The organism is Cruoricaptor ignavus, assembly GCF_014961145.1.
Classification (GTDB): Bacteria; Bacteroidota; Bacteroidia; order Flavobacteriales; family Weeksellaceae; genus Cruoricaptor; species Cruoricaptor ignavus.
On the sequence record NZ_CP063145.1, the window covers coordinates 68,822 to 83,235 of the forward strand.

General features: G+C 46.0%; 16 protein-coding genes. 4 read left to right on the forward strand and 12 right to left on the reverse strand.

What is annotated here, in order from left to right; translation table 11 throughout:
• Positions 1–48 precede the first annotated feature (48 nt).
• Positions 49–828: a glycosyltransferase family 32 protein gene (locus IMZ16_RS00315; protein WP_193440018.1), complete on the forward strand. Its 780-nt coding sequence runs from the start codon at positions 49–51 to the stop codon at positions 826–828.
• Here the strand turns inward: IMZ16_RS00315 and IMZ16_RS00320 are convergent.
• A complete protein-coding gene (locus IMZ16_RS00320; RefSeq protein ID WP_193440019.1) occupies positions 825–1,784 on the reverse strand; it encodes a glycosyltransferase family 2 protein in 960 nt (319 codons plus the stop codon). The two genes, IMZ16_RS00315 and IMZ16_RS00320, sit on opposite strands and share 4 nt — an antisense overlap.
• Positions 1,781–2,656, reverse strand: a complete 876-nt coding sequence (locus IMZ16_RS00325; RefSeq protein WP_193440020.1) for a lysophospholipid acyltransferase family protein — start codon at positions 2,654–2,656, stop codon at positions 1,781–1,783. Before IMZ16_RS00325 ends, IMZ16_RS00320 begins: the two co-directional genes overlap by 4 nt.
• A gap of 62 nt (positions 2,657–2,718) precedes the next feature.
• Here IMZ16_RS00325 and IMZ16_RS00330 point away from each other — a divergent pair, with 62 nt between their 5' ends.
• A complete protein-coding gene (locus IMZ16_RS00330; RefSeq protein ID WP_193440021.1) occupies positions 2,719–3,294 on the forward strand; it encodes a thioredoxin family protein in 576 nt (191 codons plus the stop codon).
• Between the two features lie 48 nt (positions 3,295–3,342).
• Here the strand turns inward: IMZ16_RS00330 and IMZ16_RS00335 are convergent, their stop codons facing one another.
• The 4 genes from IMZ16_RS00335 to IMZ16_RS00350 all read right to left on the reverse strand — a co-directional run bounded on the left by IMZ16_RS00335 (position 3,343) and on the right by IMZ16_RS00350 (position 6,728).
• Positions 3,343–4,239 carry a CorA family divalent cation transporter gene (locus tag IMZ16_RS00335; protein ID WP_193440022.1) on the reverse strand — a complete coding sequence of 299 codons (897 nt, stop codon included), beginning with the start codon at positions 4,237–4,239 and terminating at the stop codon, positions 3,343–3,345.
• A gap of 90 nt (positions 4,240–4,329) precedes the next feature.
• Positions 4,330–4,536 carry a hypothetical protein gene (locus IMZ16_RS00340; RefSeq protein WP_073178487.1) on the reverse strand — a complete coding sequence of 69 codons (207 nt, stop codon included), beginning with the start codon at positions 4,534–4,536 and terminating at the stop codon, positions 4,330–4,332.
• Positions 4,537–4,551: 15 nt separating this feature from the next.
• Positions 4,552–6,177, reverse strand: a complete 1,626-nt coding sequence (gene pruA / locus IMZ16_RS00345; protein ID WP_193440023.1) for an L-glutamate gamma-semialdehyde dehydrogenase — start codon at positions 6,175–6,177, stop codon at positions 4,552–4,554.
• Positions 6,178–6,248: 71 nt separating this feature from the next.
• Positions 6,249–6,728: a YdcF family protein gene (locus IMZ16_RS00350; protein WP_193440024.1), complete on the reverse strand. Its 480-nt coding sequence runs from the start codon at positions 6,726–6,728 to the stop codon at positions 6,249–6,251.
• Positions 6,729–6,794: 66 nt separating this feature from the next.
• Between IMZ16_RS00350 and xth the strand changes: the two genes are divergently transcribed.
• The gene (gene xth / locus IMZ16_RS00355) at positions 6,795–7,571 is read left to right on the forward strand and encodes an exodeoxyribonuclease III (protein WP_193440025.1); all 777 of its coding nucleotides are present in this window, start codon (positions 6,795–6,797) and stop codon (positions 7,569–7,571) included.
• Here the strand turns inward: xth and IMZ16_RS00360 are convergent.
• From IMZ16_RS00360 to IMZ16_RS00385, 6 genes are all read right to left on the reverse strand, one after another.
• Complete coding sequence (locus IMZ16_RS00360; protein ID WP_193440026.1) at positions 7,568–7,942, reverse strand: hypothetical protein; 375 nt, start codon at positions 7,940–7,942, stop codon at positions 7,568–7,570. The genes xth and IMZ16_RS00360 overlap by 4 nt on opposite strands.
• Positions 7,943–7,944: 2 nt before the next feature.
• A complete protein-coding gene (locus tag IMZ16_RS00365; protein WP_193440027.1) occupies positions 7,945–9,135 on the reverse strand; it encodes an alanine dehydrogenase in 1,191 nt (396 codons plus the stop codon).
• A 102-nt stretch (positions 9,136–9,237) separates the two neighbouring features.
• Positions 9,238–9,645 carry a tRNA (adenosine(37)-N6)-threonylcarbamoyltransferase complex ATPase subunit type 1 TsaE gene (gene tsaE, locus IMZ16_RS00370; protein WP_193440753.1) on the reverse strand — a complete coding sequence of 136 codons (408 nt, stop codon included), beginning with the start codon at positions 9,643–9,645 and terminating at the stop codon, positions 9,238–9,240.
• Positions 9,635–10,312 (reverse strand): DedA family protein, encoded by a 678-nt coding sequence (locus tag IMZ16_RS00375; protein ID WP_193440028.1) that lies wholly within the window; start codon positions 10,310–10,312, stop codon positions 9,635–9,637. The genes tsaE and IMZ16_RS00375 overlap by 11 nt, the downstream gene beginning before the upstream one ends.
• A gap of 98 nt (positions 10,313–10,410) precedes the next feature.
• Positions 10,411–11,523, reverse strand: a complete 1,113-nt coding sequence (gene prfB / locus IMZ16_RS00380; protein WP_193440029.1) for a peptide chain release factor 2 — start codon at positions 11,521–11,523, stop codon at positions 10,411–10,413.
• Positions 11,524–11,608: 85 nt separating this feature from the next.
• On the reverse strand, positions 11,609–12,262 hold the full coding sequence (locus IMZ16_RS00385; RefSeq protein ID WP_193440030.1) for a M949_RS01915 family surface polysaccharide biosynthesis protein: 654 nt from the start codon (positions 12,260–12,262) through the stop codon (positions 11,609–11,611).
• A 136-nt stretch (positions 12,263–12,398) separates the two neighbouring features.
• On the opposite strand from IMZ16_RS00385, the gene gyrB reads away from it, so the two are divergent.
• Positions 12,399–14,333: a DNA topoisomerase (ATP-hydrolyzing) subunit B gene (gene gyrB, locus IMZ16_RS00390; RefSeq protein ID WP_193440031.1), complete on the forward strand. Its 1,935-nt coding sequence runs from the start codon at positions 12,399–12,401 to the stop codon at positions 14,331–14,333.
• Positions 14,334–14,414: the final 81 nt, after the last annotated feature.

The following is a 14,414-nucleotide window of genomic DNA, read 5'->3' on the forward strand; positions in this document are numbered from 1 at the left end:
ACCAAAAGTAAGGAAAAGCCCGCCGCTGAGCAAATTTAATAATACCAAATGATACCAAAAAAAATTCACTACTGCTGGTTTGGGAAAAACCCGAAAACCGAAATGGCAGAGCACTGCATCGCTTCCTGGAGGCGCATCCACCCGGATTTTGAAATTATTGAATGGAATGAAGACAATTCCCCGCTGGAGGATAATGCCTATGTGCGGGATGCCTTCGGGCAGGGCAAGTGGGCCTTTGTGTCGGACTATGTGCGAAGCGCGGTGATGTACGAGCACGGCGGCGTCTATATGGATACCGATATGGAGCTGAAGATGCCTCTGGATGAATTTCTGAACGAGGAGGCGGTGTGCGGTTTCGAGGTGAAGGGCGTGCCTTATTCCGCGTTCTGGATGGCGGAGCCGGGGCACAAGCTTGCCAAGGATTTTAAAGAATACTACGACCGACAGGAAGGTTTTGAGGAAAGAATCAATACCGATATTTTTTCAGAAATGCTTGAGAATGAATATGGAGCGGACCGGATGAAGGATGAGATTCAGCACCTGAAGCACGGTGTTACGCTGTATCCGTCCGTTTATTTTTCCCAGGACTTACCGAAAAATTATGTAAGCCATTATTTCAGCGGCTCGTGGTTTGGAGGCGATGAGTCGAACACGCACAAGAATATGGTGAATGTATATGGCTTGCTCGATCGGCTTACAAAGCATCCCGGTGCGAAAAAGGCGGCAGAGGCTGTATTTAATGAGCACAAAATTATTGATCCTAAGGAAGTGCTGGCTCTTTTTCCACGGGGTGTAATTGAGGATTATCTAAAAGAATCAGCTGTTTAAAGGATTTTTTTTAAAATTATTTTTTCCTCATAATAATTTTTAATCTGATGCTTTCCGCGTCGGCGCCAAGTTTCTGGCGCTGCTGCGTAGAAAGCGAGGTGCGCGCGCACGATAGCCAAGGTATGAGCAAATCCCAAGGTAAATAAAAAGAAGATGCCTGCCATCCCATCTAGGCATAACCTTATGAAAATCAGTGGTATAAGCTGCGGAAAGGCTAGGTTTTTGAGCATCATTGAGAGATTGTTCCTGAAATTCAGAAAAGTTTTCTGCGGATTTTGCTTGGATAGCGTGCCTGCCCCAAGGTGATACACTGTGGAATGACCGCAGTAGAATATTTTTCTGCCGGAATTTTTCAAACGCCAGCATAGATCTATTTCTTCCTGATGAGCAAAAAACCGCTCATCAAAGCCTTCCTGCTCAAAAAAATCTTTGCTGCGGACGAACATTGCGCAGCCCGATGCCCAGAAAATTTCGGCATCATCATCGTATTGTCCGCGGTCTGTTTCAGTTTTATTAAATATCCTGCCCCGGCAATACGGATAAGCAAATTTATCTATAAACCCGCCAGCCGCTCCAGCAAATTCAAATTTTTTACGATTATTGAAATCTAAAATTTTTGGCTGAATTGCTGCGATTTTCTCATTTTGTTTAAATAAATTCAATACTGGCTCTACCCATCCAGGAGTTACTTCTACATCATTGTTTAGAAGGCAGAAGATTTCGGCGTCAATTTGTTTCAGCCCTAAATTGTATCCTTCCGCAAAGCCATAATTCTTGTCGAGTTGAATATGGCGGATACCAGGAAAATTTTTTTCTAAAAACTTGGCAGTGCCATCGTCCGAGGCATTGTCGATCACACAGACTTCCGCTCCGGATGAGTGTTCAATCACGCCTGGCAGAAATTTTTCGAGATAATGTTTTCCGTTCCAACTGAGAATTGCGATGGCTAGTTTCATTCTTCGTAGATTTTTATCGCGTCTGCATATTTCCATTTTCTGTGGGACCAAAGGTAATTTTCCGGCCTTTTTCGGATGGTATTTTCCAGAAGCTTATGGAATTTCCGTACGACTTCCATTGGCATAAACTGCTCATTTTCAGGATATATTCTGTAATAATTCACCTGATAGTAGCCGCGTTTTACTTTTTTTACATCACAATAAATGAAGGCAAGATCCCGCCTCGTCGCCAGTTTATCATAACCCGTGAAAACCGGCGTTTTTTGATTGAGAAATTTCAGTCCGTACCTTACATCGTCCACATAGGGCGACTGATCCGCCACGAACATATAGGCGCTGTTGCCGTCATTCGGGGCGGAGAGCATCTGCCTGATAACCTCTTTAGCCTCCAAGGCCTTGTTATTGAATCTGTTACGGATTTTCTTTATTTCATCTTCCCAAAAATCGCTTTGCATTTTGCGGTATACAGGGTGGCAGTTTTGCTGAGGGATGATGGTCGCCAACGCGTTCAGCCACTCCCAATTGAAAAGGTGGCCGCAGAGCAGCACTACATTTTTCCCCTCAGTCTTCGCTTCGTGGAAAAGATCCCGGTTGAGATGCTGAACCCTTACCCGAAGCTCACGGTCGCTTACAGTTAATGCCTTTGCGGTTTCCACAATATAATCAGCAAAATTTTTGTAAAATGCTTTGGAAATAGCGCTTATCTCCTCATCTGATTTATTAGGGAATGAATTTCTTAAATTTTCATAAACCACCTTTTTGCGGTAGCCAACCACGCGATACATTAGCCAATAGATGATATCCGAAAAACGGTAAAGAATCATCATCGGCAATTTCGAAAGCTGATAAAGCAGTGCGAGCAAAATTTTCATAAAAAACAAAATTACCAAAATTACTGCACGGTTTTTGCCCTAAATTATTTTTTTAAAAATATATGAAAAAGACAATTTTGAATCTTGCTTTTTTTGGGGCGCTAAGCTTCACATCACTTGCGTGCAGCCAGACAAACGGAGCCAAGGAAAACGAAACAAAAAGCCCGCAGGTGGAGGATTCTGCTGCAATAAAGGCTGAGCGGAAAAGGAAACTCCAGGAAGAGAAAGCGGTGCTGCCCAAGCCTTATAACCCTGATGAAAATGCTGAACAGCGCATCGCCGAGCTTATAGCGCAGGCGAAAAAGGAAAACAAAAATATTATGATTCAAGCCGGAGGCAACTGGTGCATCTGGTGCCTTCGTTTTAATAATTTTTTGCAAACCACGCCGGATCTCAAACAGATTGTGGATGAAAATTACCTGTATTATCACCTCAACTATTCTCCGGAAAATAAAAACGAGAAAATTTTTGAAAAATATGGCGACCCCGGGAAGAAATTCGGCTACCCTGTATTTGTGGTTTTGGACAAAAACGGAAAGCAAATTCACACCCAAAGCAGCGAAGCCTTCGAGGAGGGAGACGGCTACAGCGTGGGGAAAGTCAAAGAATTTTTAGAGGTATGGAAACCTCGGGATTGAGTTAACATCACTTCAAAAACCTTTGTATCTGCAGAGGTTTTTTTTATTTCAAAACTTCTTTCGGCGCAGGTAAATATTGGTAACGATTACGATAAGCAGCATAAGGCCGAGAGCATAAAAATATCCGTATTTGAGGTGAAGCTCTGGCATAAAATCAAAATTCATCCCATAGACGCCAGCGATGAAAGTAAGCGGAAGGAAGTATGCGGAGTATATCGCCAGTACCTTCATCACCTGGTTCGCCTTCTGGTCTGTAAGGGCGAGGAACATCGAAATAAGGTTCGTTACCTGCGCATTGAGATGGTCAAAATCTGTTACCACATCTTTGTATTTGTCCCTCAGGTCTGTGTACTGGCCTTTGGTAATATTCAGTTTTCTAAAGTTCACCATCCATTCGGAGGAGGCGTTCAGCACCCGGGCATTAAGGGAAGCGCGCCGCTTAGCCTTGTAAAGTTTACGAATTTGTTTAGAAGAATCAGGATTTTTTGTGAAAATCTCATTTTCCATTTTATCCAGCTGTGCAGTCAGTCTTTTGGATTCTTGGTCAAAAGTATCCAGAATTTCGAGCGCCAGCGCCAGAGCAACTTCATCAGCGGATTTCAGGCCCTCTTTTTTTATTAATTTTTTAACCTTTGGAATGGTGGGCGTGTGCAGCCGATGGATGGTGATCATCGTATCTTCCAAAAGGAAAATCCCCAGCTTTGTGCTTACATCCCCAATGGTGTTCAGGGAGTTGCGCTCTTCTGTGGTGTTTTCTCTGGTAAGGAAAAATTTCACTTTGCCGGACTCCTCGAATTTCGGGAGGTGCGTAGGGTCGGTGGTATCCTCCAGAAGCAGCTCATCAATCCCGAAAGTTTTAGAAAGATGATCCAAATCTTCCTGCAGCGGTGCTTCCACATCAAACCAGTGAAAATTATCGCCTTCAAAAATTTTTTGTATCGCCATTTTTTTTCTCAAAAATTTCTCAAAAATAAAAAATGATGAGGCATAAAAAATGCCTGCTCCAGTGGCAGGCAAATTTACATTTCTAAAATATTACTGCTGGGCAGCCTCGTGCACAGTAGCGCTGTCGCTAGCGGCAGGCGCCGTAGTACCGCCGGATACAGCAGCATCATCCAGCGGAGTATTCCGCATATGATCGGCGCTGAGATCGCGTTTTTCCTCGTTGCGTTCTTCCTTCGTGCCGGTGCAGCTCACTGCAGAGAGCGTAAGCACGGCCATTGCAAAAATCAGTTTTTTCATCGTTTTAATTTTAATTTAGCCTAAATATGGATATTTATAATTTCTCGCAGGAACGAAGGTTTCCTTTATGGAACGCACTGAAACCCAGCGCATTAGGTTCATTTTGGAACCGGCCTTGTCATTCGTTCCGGATGCTCTTGCTCCGCCGAAAGGCTGCTGCCCAACCACTGCACCAGTCGGTTTATCGTTGATGTAGAAGTTGCCCGCCGCATTTTCCAGTGCCTTGTAAGCCTCATCGATGATGTACCTATCTTGTGCGAAAATTGAGCCGGTCAAAGAATACGGCGAAGTTTCGTCCACAAGTTTCAGCGTTTCTTCCCACTTTTCATCGTCGAAAATGTAGATGGAAAGGATAGGGCCAAAGATTTCTTCGCAGAAGGATTCGTACTTCGGATTTTCGGTGAGAATCACGGTAGGCTCTACAAACCAGCCCTTGGAGTCATCGCAGTTTCCGCCGAAAAGAATTTCCGCATCGCTGCCTTCCTTCGCCCTTTCGATGTAGCCCTTACACTTGTTGAAAGAATTTTTGTCGATTACCGCATTTACGAAATTGCTCGGATCTTCCGGCGAACCCATTTTCAAGGTTTTCAGCTGGGCCTCCATCGAAGCCTTCACTTCATCCCAAATCGATTTCGAGATGTAAGCCCGGGAAGCCGCGGAACATTTCTGCCCCTGATATTCAAAAGCGCCACGCACCAAGTTGGCTGCCACAGCTTCAGGAATTGCAGTTTTGTGCGCCACTACGAAATCTTTTCCGCCGGTTTCACCCACAATTCTCGGATAAGTTTTGTAGTTGTGGATATTATCGCCAATCAGCTTCCACATCCCTTGGAAAACGCTTGTAGAGCCGGTGAAGTGCAGCCCTGCAAAATCTGGATGGGCAAGGATTTTCTCGGAAGTTTCTTTTCCGCTGGTGAAAATCATATTGATAACGCCGTCCGGCAAGCCGGCTTCACGGAAAAGTTGCATAATGATGTGCGCAGAGTAAATTTGCTTCTCGCTGGGTTTCCACACCACCACATTTCCCATCATAGCCATACAGCTAGGCAGGTTTCCGGAAATCGCGGTAAAGTTAAACGGCGTTACTGCGAAGCAGAAACCTTCCAAAGGCCGGTATTCTACACGGTTCCATATGCCGTGGTCTGATACGGGCTGCTCGCTGTACATTTCCGTCATAAATTCCACATTGTAGCGCAGGAAGTCGATGAATTCACAAGCCGAATCAATTTCCGCCTGATGCACATTTTTGGATTGGCCAATCATCGTGGCGGCGTTCAGCCTGTCTCTGTAAGGGCCTGCCGCCAATTCTGCCGCCTTCAGGAAGATGGAGGCTCTCTGCTCCCACGGCAGCGCGTTCCATTTCGGTTTTGCGGCAAGTGCTGCTTCTATCGCTGCATCCACATCGCTCATATCGCCTTTGAAATAGGAACCGAAATCGTGCTGGTGATCCTGCGGAGATTGCAGCCGCACCTTGTTTGCCGTGGATACATCTTTTCCGCCGATTACCATCGGAATTTCCGGCTTTTCGTTCCACATTTTGCGGTAGGTAGCCAGCAGGCTTTCCACTTCTGCAGAGCCAGGCTCGTAAGAACGAACAGGCTCGTTATAAGCATAAGGAACCTGCGAAATCGCTTTTGTCATATCTTGAAAATTTTATTGCTAAATGATTTTCACAAATTTAATGATTTGCCGCCAACTTTCAAACCGCGCCTTCAATTTGCCATACGAAAATTTTCCAGGAAAAGCGAAAAAGTCCACGCCGCTCTTTCCCTATGCTCCTCAGAAGTTACGATTACAGGGTTCGGCAGGTTTTTCTTCTTGATGATTTTTGATGAATAATGCGCATTGCCAAATGTGCTTTTCGCGCTGGTTTCCGCAAATATTTTTTCAGCGGGAATGCCTTTCTGCACGAGGTAATTCTTCATTACCACCGCTTCTTCGAACTTATTCTGCACGGCACCGCCAGTGGTGATGATGGCCACGGTTTTTTCCGGGTTGTAAATTTTCAGCGCTTTATCCAGCCGGTATTTCATCAGTACGGATGGCGTTCCATCTGCATTGGCAGGGAAGCCCAAGATTATCAGCGTTTCCTTATCGGTCTCGCTTTGCTCGTCCGGAATTCCGCCCCTGCAATTCAGCGTGGCGAAAATCAGCAAAGAGATAAGCGCGGTTTTCAGTATGAAATTTTTCATCCGCTAAATTTAACAAAAGTCCGGCAGATTTTTTTCAGGGAAAAATTTTGTCATTATTTTTGGCTGATGAAAATCGCGACTTACAATGTAAACGGTGTGAACGGAAGATTGCCCGTTTTGCTGAAATGGCTCGCCGAAACGCAGCCAGATGTAGCGTGCCTTCAGGAACTGAAAGCGCCGCAGGAAAAATTTCCGCTTTTGGCGATAAATGAAGCGGGGTACGATGCCATTTGGCACGGCCAAAAATCCTGGAATGGCGTGGCAGTTTTGGCGAAGCAAGGCATTGGGATGGAAGAGCGAAGGCGCGGCTTGGACGGCGATGACGACGATTTGCAGAGCCGGTATCTGGAAGTGATGGTGCGGGAAACAGTCATCGGCTGCATTTATCTTCCGAACGGAAACCCTGCACCCGGACCAAAATTCGATTATAAAATGCGATGGTTCGAGCGGCTTGCCGCACATTCCGAAATGCTCATCACATCAGGGAAACCTGCAATGCTCGTTGGCGATTTCAATGTGATGCCCACGGAAAAAGATGTTTACAAACCGGAAAAATGGGTGGATGATGCGCTGTTTCGCCCGGAAGTTCGCGCCGCTTTTTTTGATTTAATTAATCAGGGTTGGACGGATGCTTTGCGGCACCTTTATCCGGACGAAACCATCTACACTTTTTGGGATTATTTCCGGCAGGCCTTTCAACGGAATGCAGGTTTACGCATCGACCATTTTTTGCTCAGTGAAGATCTGGTGCCGAAATTAAGAGAAGCTCAGGTGGATAAATTCGTGAGAGGGTGGGAGAAAACCAGCGATCACGCACCGGTTTGGATTGAGTTGGAGGATTAATTCACTTTCCGCAAGCTCAGCACTTTCACGCTTTCCTTACATTTTTCGAAAGTTATCTGCAGGCGTGGATTTTTTTTTGGATAAGTAAGGAAGTAATCCGGGCACGGCTCTTTCTGCGCATTGCTTTTCGCAAAATCTACCGAGCCTTTCGTGATGATGCTGTCCTTCAGGAATTTCTCATCAATTTGCATCTTCTGCATTGCGTTTTTTGCCTCATCTGAGTAGTGAAAGTTTTTTTTGCTCAAAGTTTCCGCAATCACACGGCTTTCCGGCAGGTATCCAGAGCATTTTGCCCCCTTCTGATTCAAAATGAAAAATACGATGATAAGGCCGGGGATGAAGCCCATTAAAAAAAATCTTAACTTTCTCACAATTAAAACAGTAGCAGGTGGATATCGTGGTAGGGCAGCCCAAATTTATCGCAAATCATCTTCTTTACATGCCTGCCCTTGTACATATATAGGCTCTGCTTCATCTCATTGCTTTTCAGCAAATAGTTTTCGAAACCGCCTTCCTCGTCGTAATTGAGAATGTAGGAAAGGAAAAAGTTTGAAATAGCCTTCGTGGTGGTTCTCGGGATTCTCGAAGTGAGGTTCGGCACCGCGCAGTGGATTATGCCGTGTTTTACAACATACGGATCCTCCAGCGTTGTGAGTTCGGAGGTTTCAATTACCTTTCCGTTGTCAATCGTAAGGTCAATGATTACGCTGCCCTTTTTCATCTTAAGCACCATATCCTCGGTTACCAAAGGGGCAGCGCAGAATCTCGGCAGGCAGCCAATCACTACATCAGCGCGGCGCAGGCTTTTCTGAAGTTCTTTCGGGTCGATGATGGATGTCGGCACCCTGCTGTCTACAAGTGTGTGCAGCCGGCGAAGTTTGGAGAGTGAATTATCAAAAATCCTCACGCTTGCCCCAAGGCCGATAGCTGCTTTTGTGGCAAATTTCCCCACAATTCCAGCCCCTATGATCACGACCTCCGTAGGACGAACGCCCGTGATTCCGCTGAGCATCAGGCCGTTCGACAAGGCTAAAAGTTCGGCGGCGTAGAGCACCGATGCTGTGCCCGCAATTTCGCCGATGAGCCTCACGAGCGAGCGCTGGCCGTACTCATCCAAAATGAATTCAAAGGCAATGGCATTTACCTTTTTCTCCGCGAGTTTTTGAAAATAATACTGGTCCCGCAAATTTACCTGCAGCGCGGAAAGCAGGTAGCTGTGCGGCTTCAGCAAATCAATCTCTTCTTCAGTTGGCGGATTTATTTTTAAAACCAAATCCTGAGCGAAGGCTTCCGCAGCGTCTTTCGTGATTTTTGCGCCGGCTTCTGCATACTGCAAATCCGTGAAAAATGAGCCCTTTCCTGCGCCGCTTTCTATGATGATATCGTGGCCTGCATCCGTCAGTACCTGCACGGCATCCGGCGTGATACAGGTTCTGCGCTCGTTCAGGCAGGTTTCCTTCGGGATGCCGATGCTGAATTTTTTCGATTTCCGCACTACTTCCAGAACTTCCTCCTTCGGAAGCAAATCCTGCTCGGAAAATGGCGTGAATATCGTTTGAGTCATTTTTTATTGTTGATGATTGATAAGTGATAAGAGATTTTTCCCAATAAAATTTAAGCAGCAAAATTAGTGTTATTCGATCAATGCTCGGTTATCTTTTATCAATTATTTAAAAGTGATTTTCCTAAGGCTTCCATCATTATCGATCGTCATTTCGTGGCGGGGATAATTTTCGAGTTCGCCCTCGAAAACTTCTGGCCATTCAATGATGCAGAGCGCGCCGCTTTCCAAGTATTCTTCAATGCCAATGTCGAAAACTTCGGCCGCGTTTTTCAGGCGGTAAAGGTCGAAATGAAAAACCTTGCCCTGTGGCGTTTCGTATTCGTTCACGATAGAGTAGGTGGGCGATGTTACTTCATCCGTGCTGCCCAGCGCCTTCAGCAGATTTTGCGTGAAGGTGGTTTTGCCGGCACCCAGGTTTCCTTTCAGAAGCAGCAGTGGATGCTTTATTTTTGCCGCTACTTCTCGGGAGATCTTCTCCCAATCGGCCTGGTGCTGTGTCTTAAACTCCATTCGGCTCATCCTTTTTACCAAAGAAAAATTTGACAATCACGGGTAGGGTAGTAATGGCTACGATGATGATGATGATCATCTCCAGGTGAGACTTCAGGTCGATCCCGAATTGAGTTAGGAAAAGTTTATCAAGGTAGTGCCCTGCAAAAACCATTGTGAATGACCACAGAATGGCACCTATCAGGTTATCACGGAGGAATTTGTTTTTATCCATCTGGACAATCCCGGCTACCACTGGCACGAAAGTCCGGATGATGGGGAGGAAGCGGGCGGCAATTACTGCAAGCGCTCCGTTTTTATCAAAGAAATCTTGTGCCTGGTAGAGGTGCTTTTTTTTGAAAAGGAATGTGTCTTCCTTTTTGAAAAGCGCCGGTCCTGTTTTGCGGCCGAACCAATAGCCCAGTTCGTTGCCTACAAAGGCTGCAAATGCTACACAGCTGGCAAAGATCGAAGTATCGAGGAGGTCGTTGCCGGTGCTCCCGAAGGTTGCGTCAATCATTTCGTGCGCATAGATTCCCGCTACAAACAGTAGTGAATCTCCGGGGAGGAAAAAGCCTACCAGCAAGCCGGTTTCGGCAAAAATGATGAAAAGCACCATCCAAAAGCCGCCCAGCTTTATGTAAAATTCCGGATTCAGCAGGTCTCTCCAGCTCTCAAAATGCTCCATAAAATTCAAATTCCGACAAAAATAAGTAAATAGTTAAAAAATGAAAGCCAAAATATCAAATTATTTCCTACTTTTAATTTTTCCCGCCCCTCTTTTGGTTATAAATCGATGTCGTCCTCACTTACCGCAGTTCCATCTGCCATTAGAAATGCTTTCAGGAAGGGCGTAATGTTCCCGTTCATCACCGCATCCACATCGCTTGTTTCGTGGCCGCTCCGCACATCTTTCACCAACTTGTATGGGTGCATCACATAGTTTCGGATTTGGCTGCCCCATTCTATTTTCATCTTATTCGCCTCTATTTCGTTGCGCGCCTTCATCCGCTCTTCCAGCTCCATTTCGTAAAGCCGCGATTTTAAAAGCTGCAATGCCTTTTCCTTGTTCTGAAGCTGCGAACGCGATTCCGAATTTTCGATGATGATGCCAGTAGGTGCGTGGCGTAGCCTTACCGCAGTTTCCACCTTGTTCACATTCTGCCCACCGGCTCCTGAAGAGCGCATTGTTTCAAAGGAAATATCCGCTGGATTGATGGTGATTTCAATCGTGTCGTCCACCAAAGGATAAACATAAACGGAAACGAAACTTGTGTGGCGCTTCGCATTTGAATCGAAGGGCGAAATGCGCACCAGCCTGTGCACGCCGTTTTCACCTTTCAGGTATCCGAAGGCATATTCACCCTCGATTTCCAGCGTTACGGTTTTCACGCCTGCCACATCGCCTTCCTGAAAGTTCAGCTCGCGCACTTTGTAGCCCTGTTTATCGGCCCACATTGTGTACATCCGCATCAGCATTCCTGCCCAGTCGCAGCTTTCCGTTCCGCCGGCACCAGCAGTGATCTGCAGCACCGCCGAAAGCTCGTCGCCTTCGTTGGAGAGCATATTTTTGAACTCCAGATTTTCGATTTTTTCGATGAGTTCCGGAAACTGGGTTTCCAGTTCTGCCGCAGAATCTTCATCTTCTTTTGCAAATTCCGCAAGGACCTGCAAATCTTCAAACATTGTGTGGATTTCGCTGTAATCTTCCACCCATTTCTTTTTGGAACGCAGCTGTTTCAGGAAAACCTCCGCTTCCTTGGCATTGTCCCAAAAACCAGGCGCTGCCGTTTTTTCGTCATCGTTGGCAATCTCAATCGTCTTGCGCTCAATCTGCAAAAATTTATGTAAATCTTCGATGCGCGATTTCGCATCCTTCAGTTGCTCCGCCGTAATCATTCGGCAAAAATAACAATTTGCAGATGAGCCAGGAAAAATGTAATAGAAACCAGGTGAAAATGAACTCTGAAGGAACTGAACAGCGCTAATCAGCCTGCAGGTTTTCCACCTGAAATTCGTGCCACATCTGCTCGAAGTAGGATTTAAAATGTGCTGGCGCATTTTGCAGCGCAGCATTCATTTTGAAACCTTCATTCCGCCCGTCTTCGCTGAGTGCCGTTTTGCCGGAAAGCTCGTATTTCACGCCGTTTTCAAACATCAGGATTTTCAGATCCACCGGATCCATACCTCCACGGCAACCGTTTTTGTAGGCAAACCAAACTTCCGTTTCGTTGTTTTTATCGAAATCGGAAAACTGAAAAGATTCCGGCAGAAATTCCAGCGCTTTTGCCAATGAGCAATTCGTAACTTCATCCTGAACGCTCCACAATTGCTGCACTTTATCGCCGTTTTTCAAAAATTCATAAGCGAAAATATCGCCGCTTTCTTCCGTATATCGGGAGGAAAAAATCACGAAATGCTCACCGTCCGAAGATTGCCAGGTTCTTGCTTCCACTAGATCCCCTTCAAATTTTATCTCTGCCGGGATTTGCTCTTTCGCAATTTTTTCTACCTTGCTTGTTTCCGCATCAGTCTGCGCCGGAAGTTCGTCGGCATTATCCGTCTGATTTACATTCGGTTTCTCGTTTTGGCACGCCATCAATCCAAAAATTATCAGCAGGCTCAGAAGTTTTTTCATAATTAAAATTTTGGCTAAAGTTATTCAATTTCGATGACTCGGTTTTTCGGAAATCATCATTCAAAATCCAAAGATTTTTACGATATTTGCTAATCTTTTTGGCGAAAAAAATCAAAATTCGCCCAAAAAATTTGATATGAGCGAAAAGAAATATACGGCAAGCAGCATACAATCGCTGGAAGGCATGGAGCATGTGAGGATGCGCCCTTCGATGTACATTGGTGATGTGGGTGCCCGCGGTTTGCACCACCTGGTTTACGAAGTGGTGGACAACTCGATAGACGAGGCCTTGGCTGGCTACTGCGATGAAATTACGGTAACGATAAAGGAAGGCAACGGCATTGAGGTGACGGATAATGGCCGCGGAATTCCGGTGGATTATCACGAGAAAGAGCAGAAATCTGCGCTGGAAGTGGTGATGACGAAGATTGGTGCCGGCGGAAAATTCGACAAAGATTCTTACAAGGTTTCCGGCGGCTTGCACGGTGTGGGCGTTTCCTGCGTGAATGCGCTTTCTACCGAGATGGTTACCACCGTTTACCGAGACGGGAAAATTTACCAGCAAAGCTATTCCGAAGGCAAGGCTAAAACCGATGTAAAGGAAATTGGGCATAGCGAAAAGCGCGGCACAATGCAGTTTTTTCAGCCGGATGAAAAAATCTTCACCGAGCTGGAATACAACTATGATACCTTGGCAAACAGGCTCCGCGAACTTTCGTACCTGAACAAGGGCATCAAAATCTTGCTGACGGATGAGCGCACGAAAAATGAGGACGGCAGCTTCCGCCACGATGAATTCTATTCGGAAGGCGGCCTGAAGGAATTCGTGGAATACATCGACGGGAACCGCGAAAGCATTATGCAGAATGTCATCTTTATGGAAGGCGAGCGCGATAACATCCCTGTGGAAGTGGCAATGCGCTACAACACTTCTTTTAACGAGAACCTGCACTCTTATGTAAACAACATCAATACGCACGAAGGCGGAACGCATCTGGCAGGCTTCCGCAGGGCTTTGACGAGAACGCTGAAAAGGTATGCCGATGAAAAGGGCATCCCGCAGAAAGAAAAAGTTGAGATTACGGGTGATGATTTCCGCGAAGGATTAACGGCGGTGATTTCCGTGAAGGTGATGGAGCCGCAGTTTGAAGGCCAAACGAAAACGAAGCTGGGCAACTCGGAAGTTTCCGGCGCTGTGGATAAAATCGTGGGCGAAATGCTGAGCAACTTCCTGGAAGAAAATCCTGGCGAAGCCAACCAGATCGTGCAGAAAGTGGTGCTGGCAGCCAAAGCAAGACAGGCCGCGAAAAAAGCAAGGGAGCTGGTGCAGAGAAAATCGCCGATGGGTGGTGCAGGTTTGCCGGGCAAACTTTCGGACTGCTCTTCCAAAGATCCTGAAATTTCGGAAATATTCCTTGTGGAAGGTGATTCTGCAGGTGGAACTGCAAAGCAGGGCAGAGACCGGCATTTTCAGGCAATACTTCCACTTCGCGGAAAAATTCTGAATGTGGAAAAATCTATGTTACATAAGGTTTACGAAAACGACGAGATAAAAAATATCTACACAGCGCTGGGTGTATCCGTTGGAACCGAAGAAGATTCTAAAGCATTGAACCTGAGCAAGTTGCGCTATCATAAAATCGTAATTATGACGGATGCTGATATTGATGGCTCGCATATTTCCACCCTGATTCTTACCTTTTTCTTCCGCTATATGAAGGAGCTCATCGAGCAGGGCTATGTTTACATCGCTCAGCCGCCGCTTTACCTTCTGAAGAAGGGCAACAGAAAAGTATATGCCTACAACGAAAAAGAGCGCGAGGAAAAAACCTTGGAAATGGCTGATGATGGGAAAGGCGTGGAAGTGCAGCGATACAAGGGTCTTGGTGAGATGAACCCTGAGCAGCTTTGGGAAACTACGCTGAATCCGGAGAACAGAATTCTAAAACAGGTGACTATTGAAAGCCTGGCAGAAGCAGACAATATCTTCTCAATGCTGATGGGCGATGAGGTGCCGCCAAGACGGGAATTCATCGAGCGCAATGCGGTGTATGCCAACATTGACGCGTAAGGATTTAACGATAATTTAACAAAAGCTGCCGTTCTCAATTGGCGGCTTTTTTTAATTTTGAGCACTACCAATTAAATCACA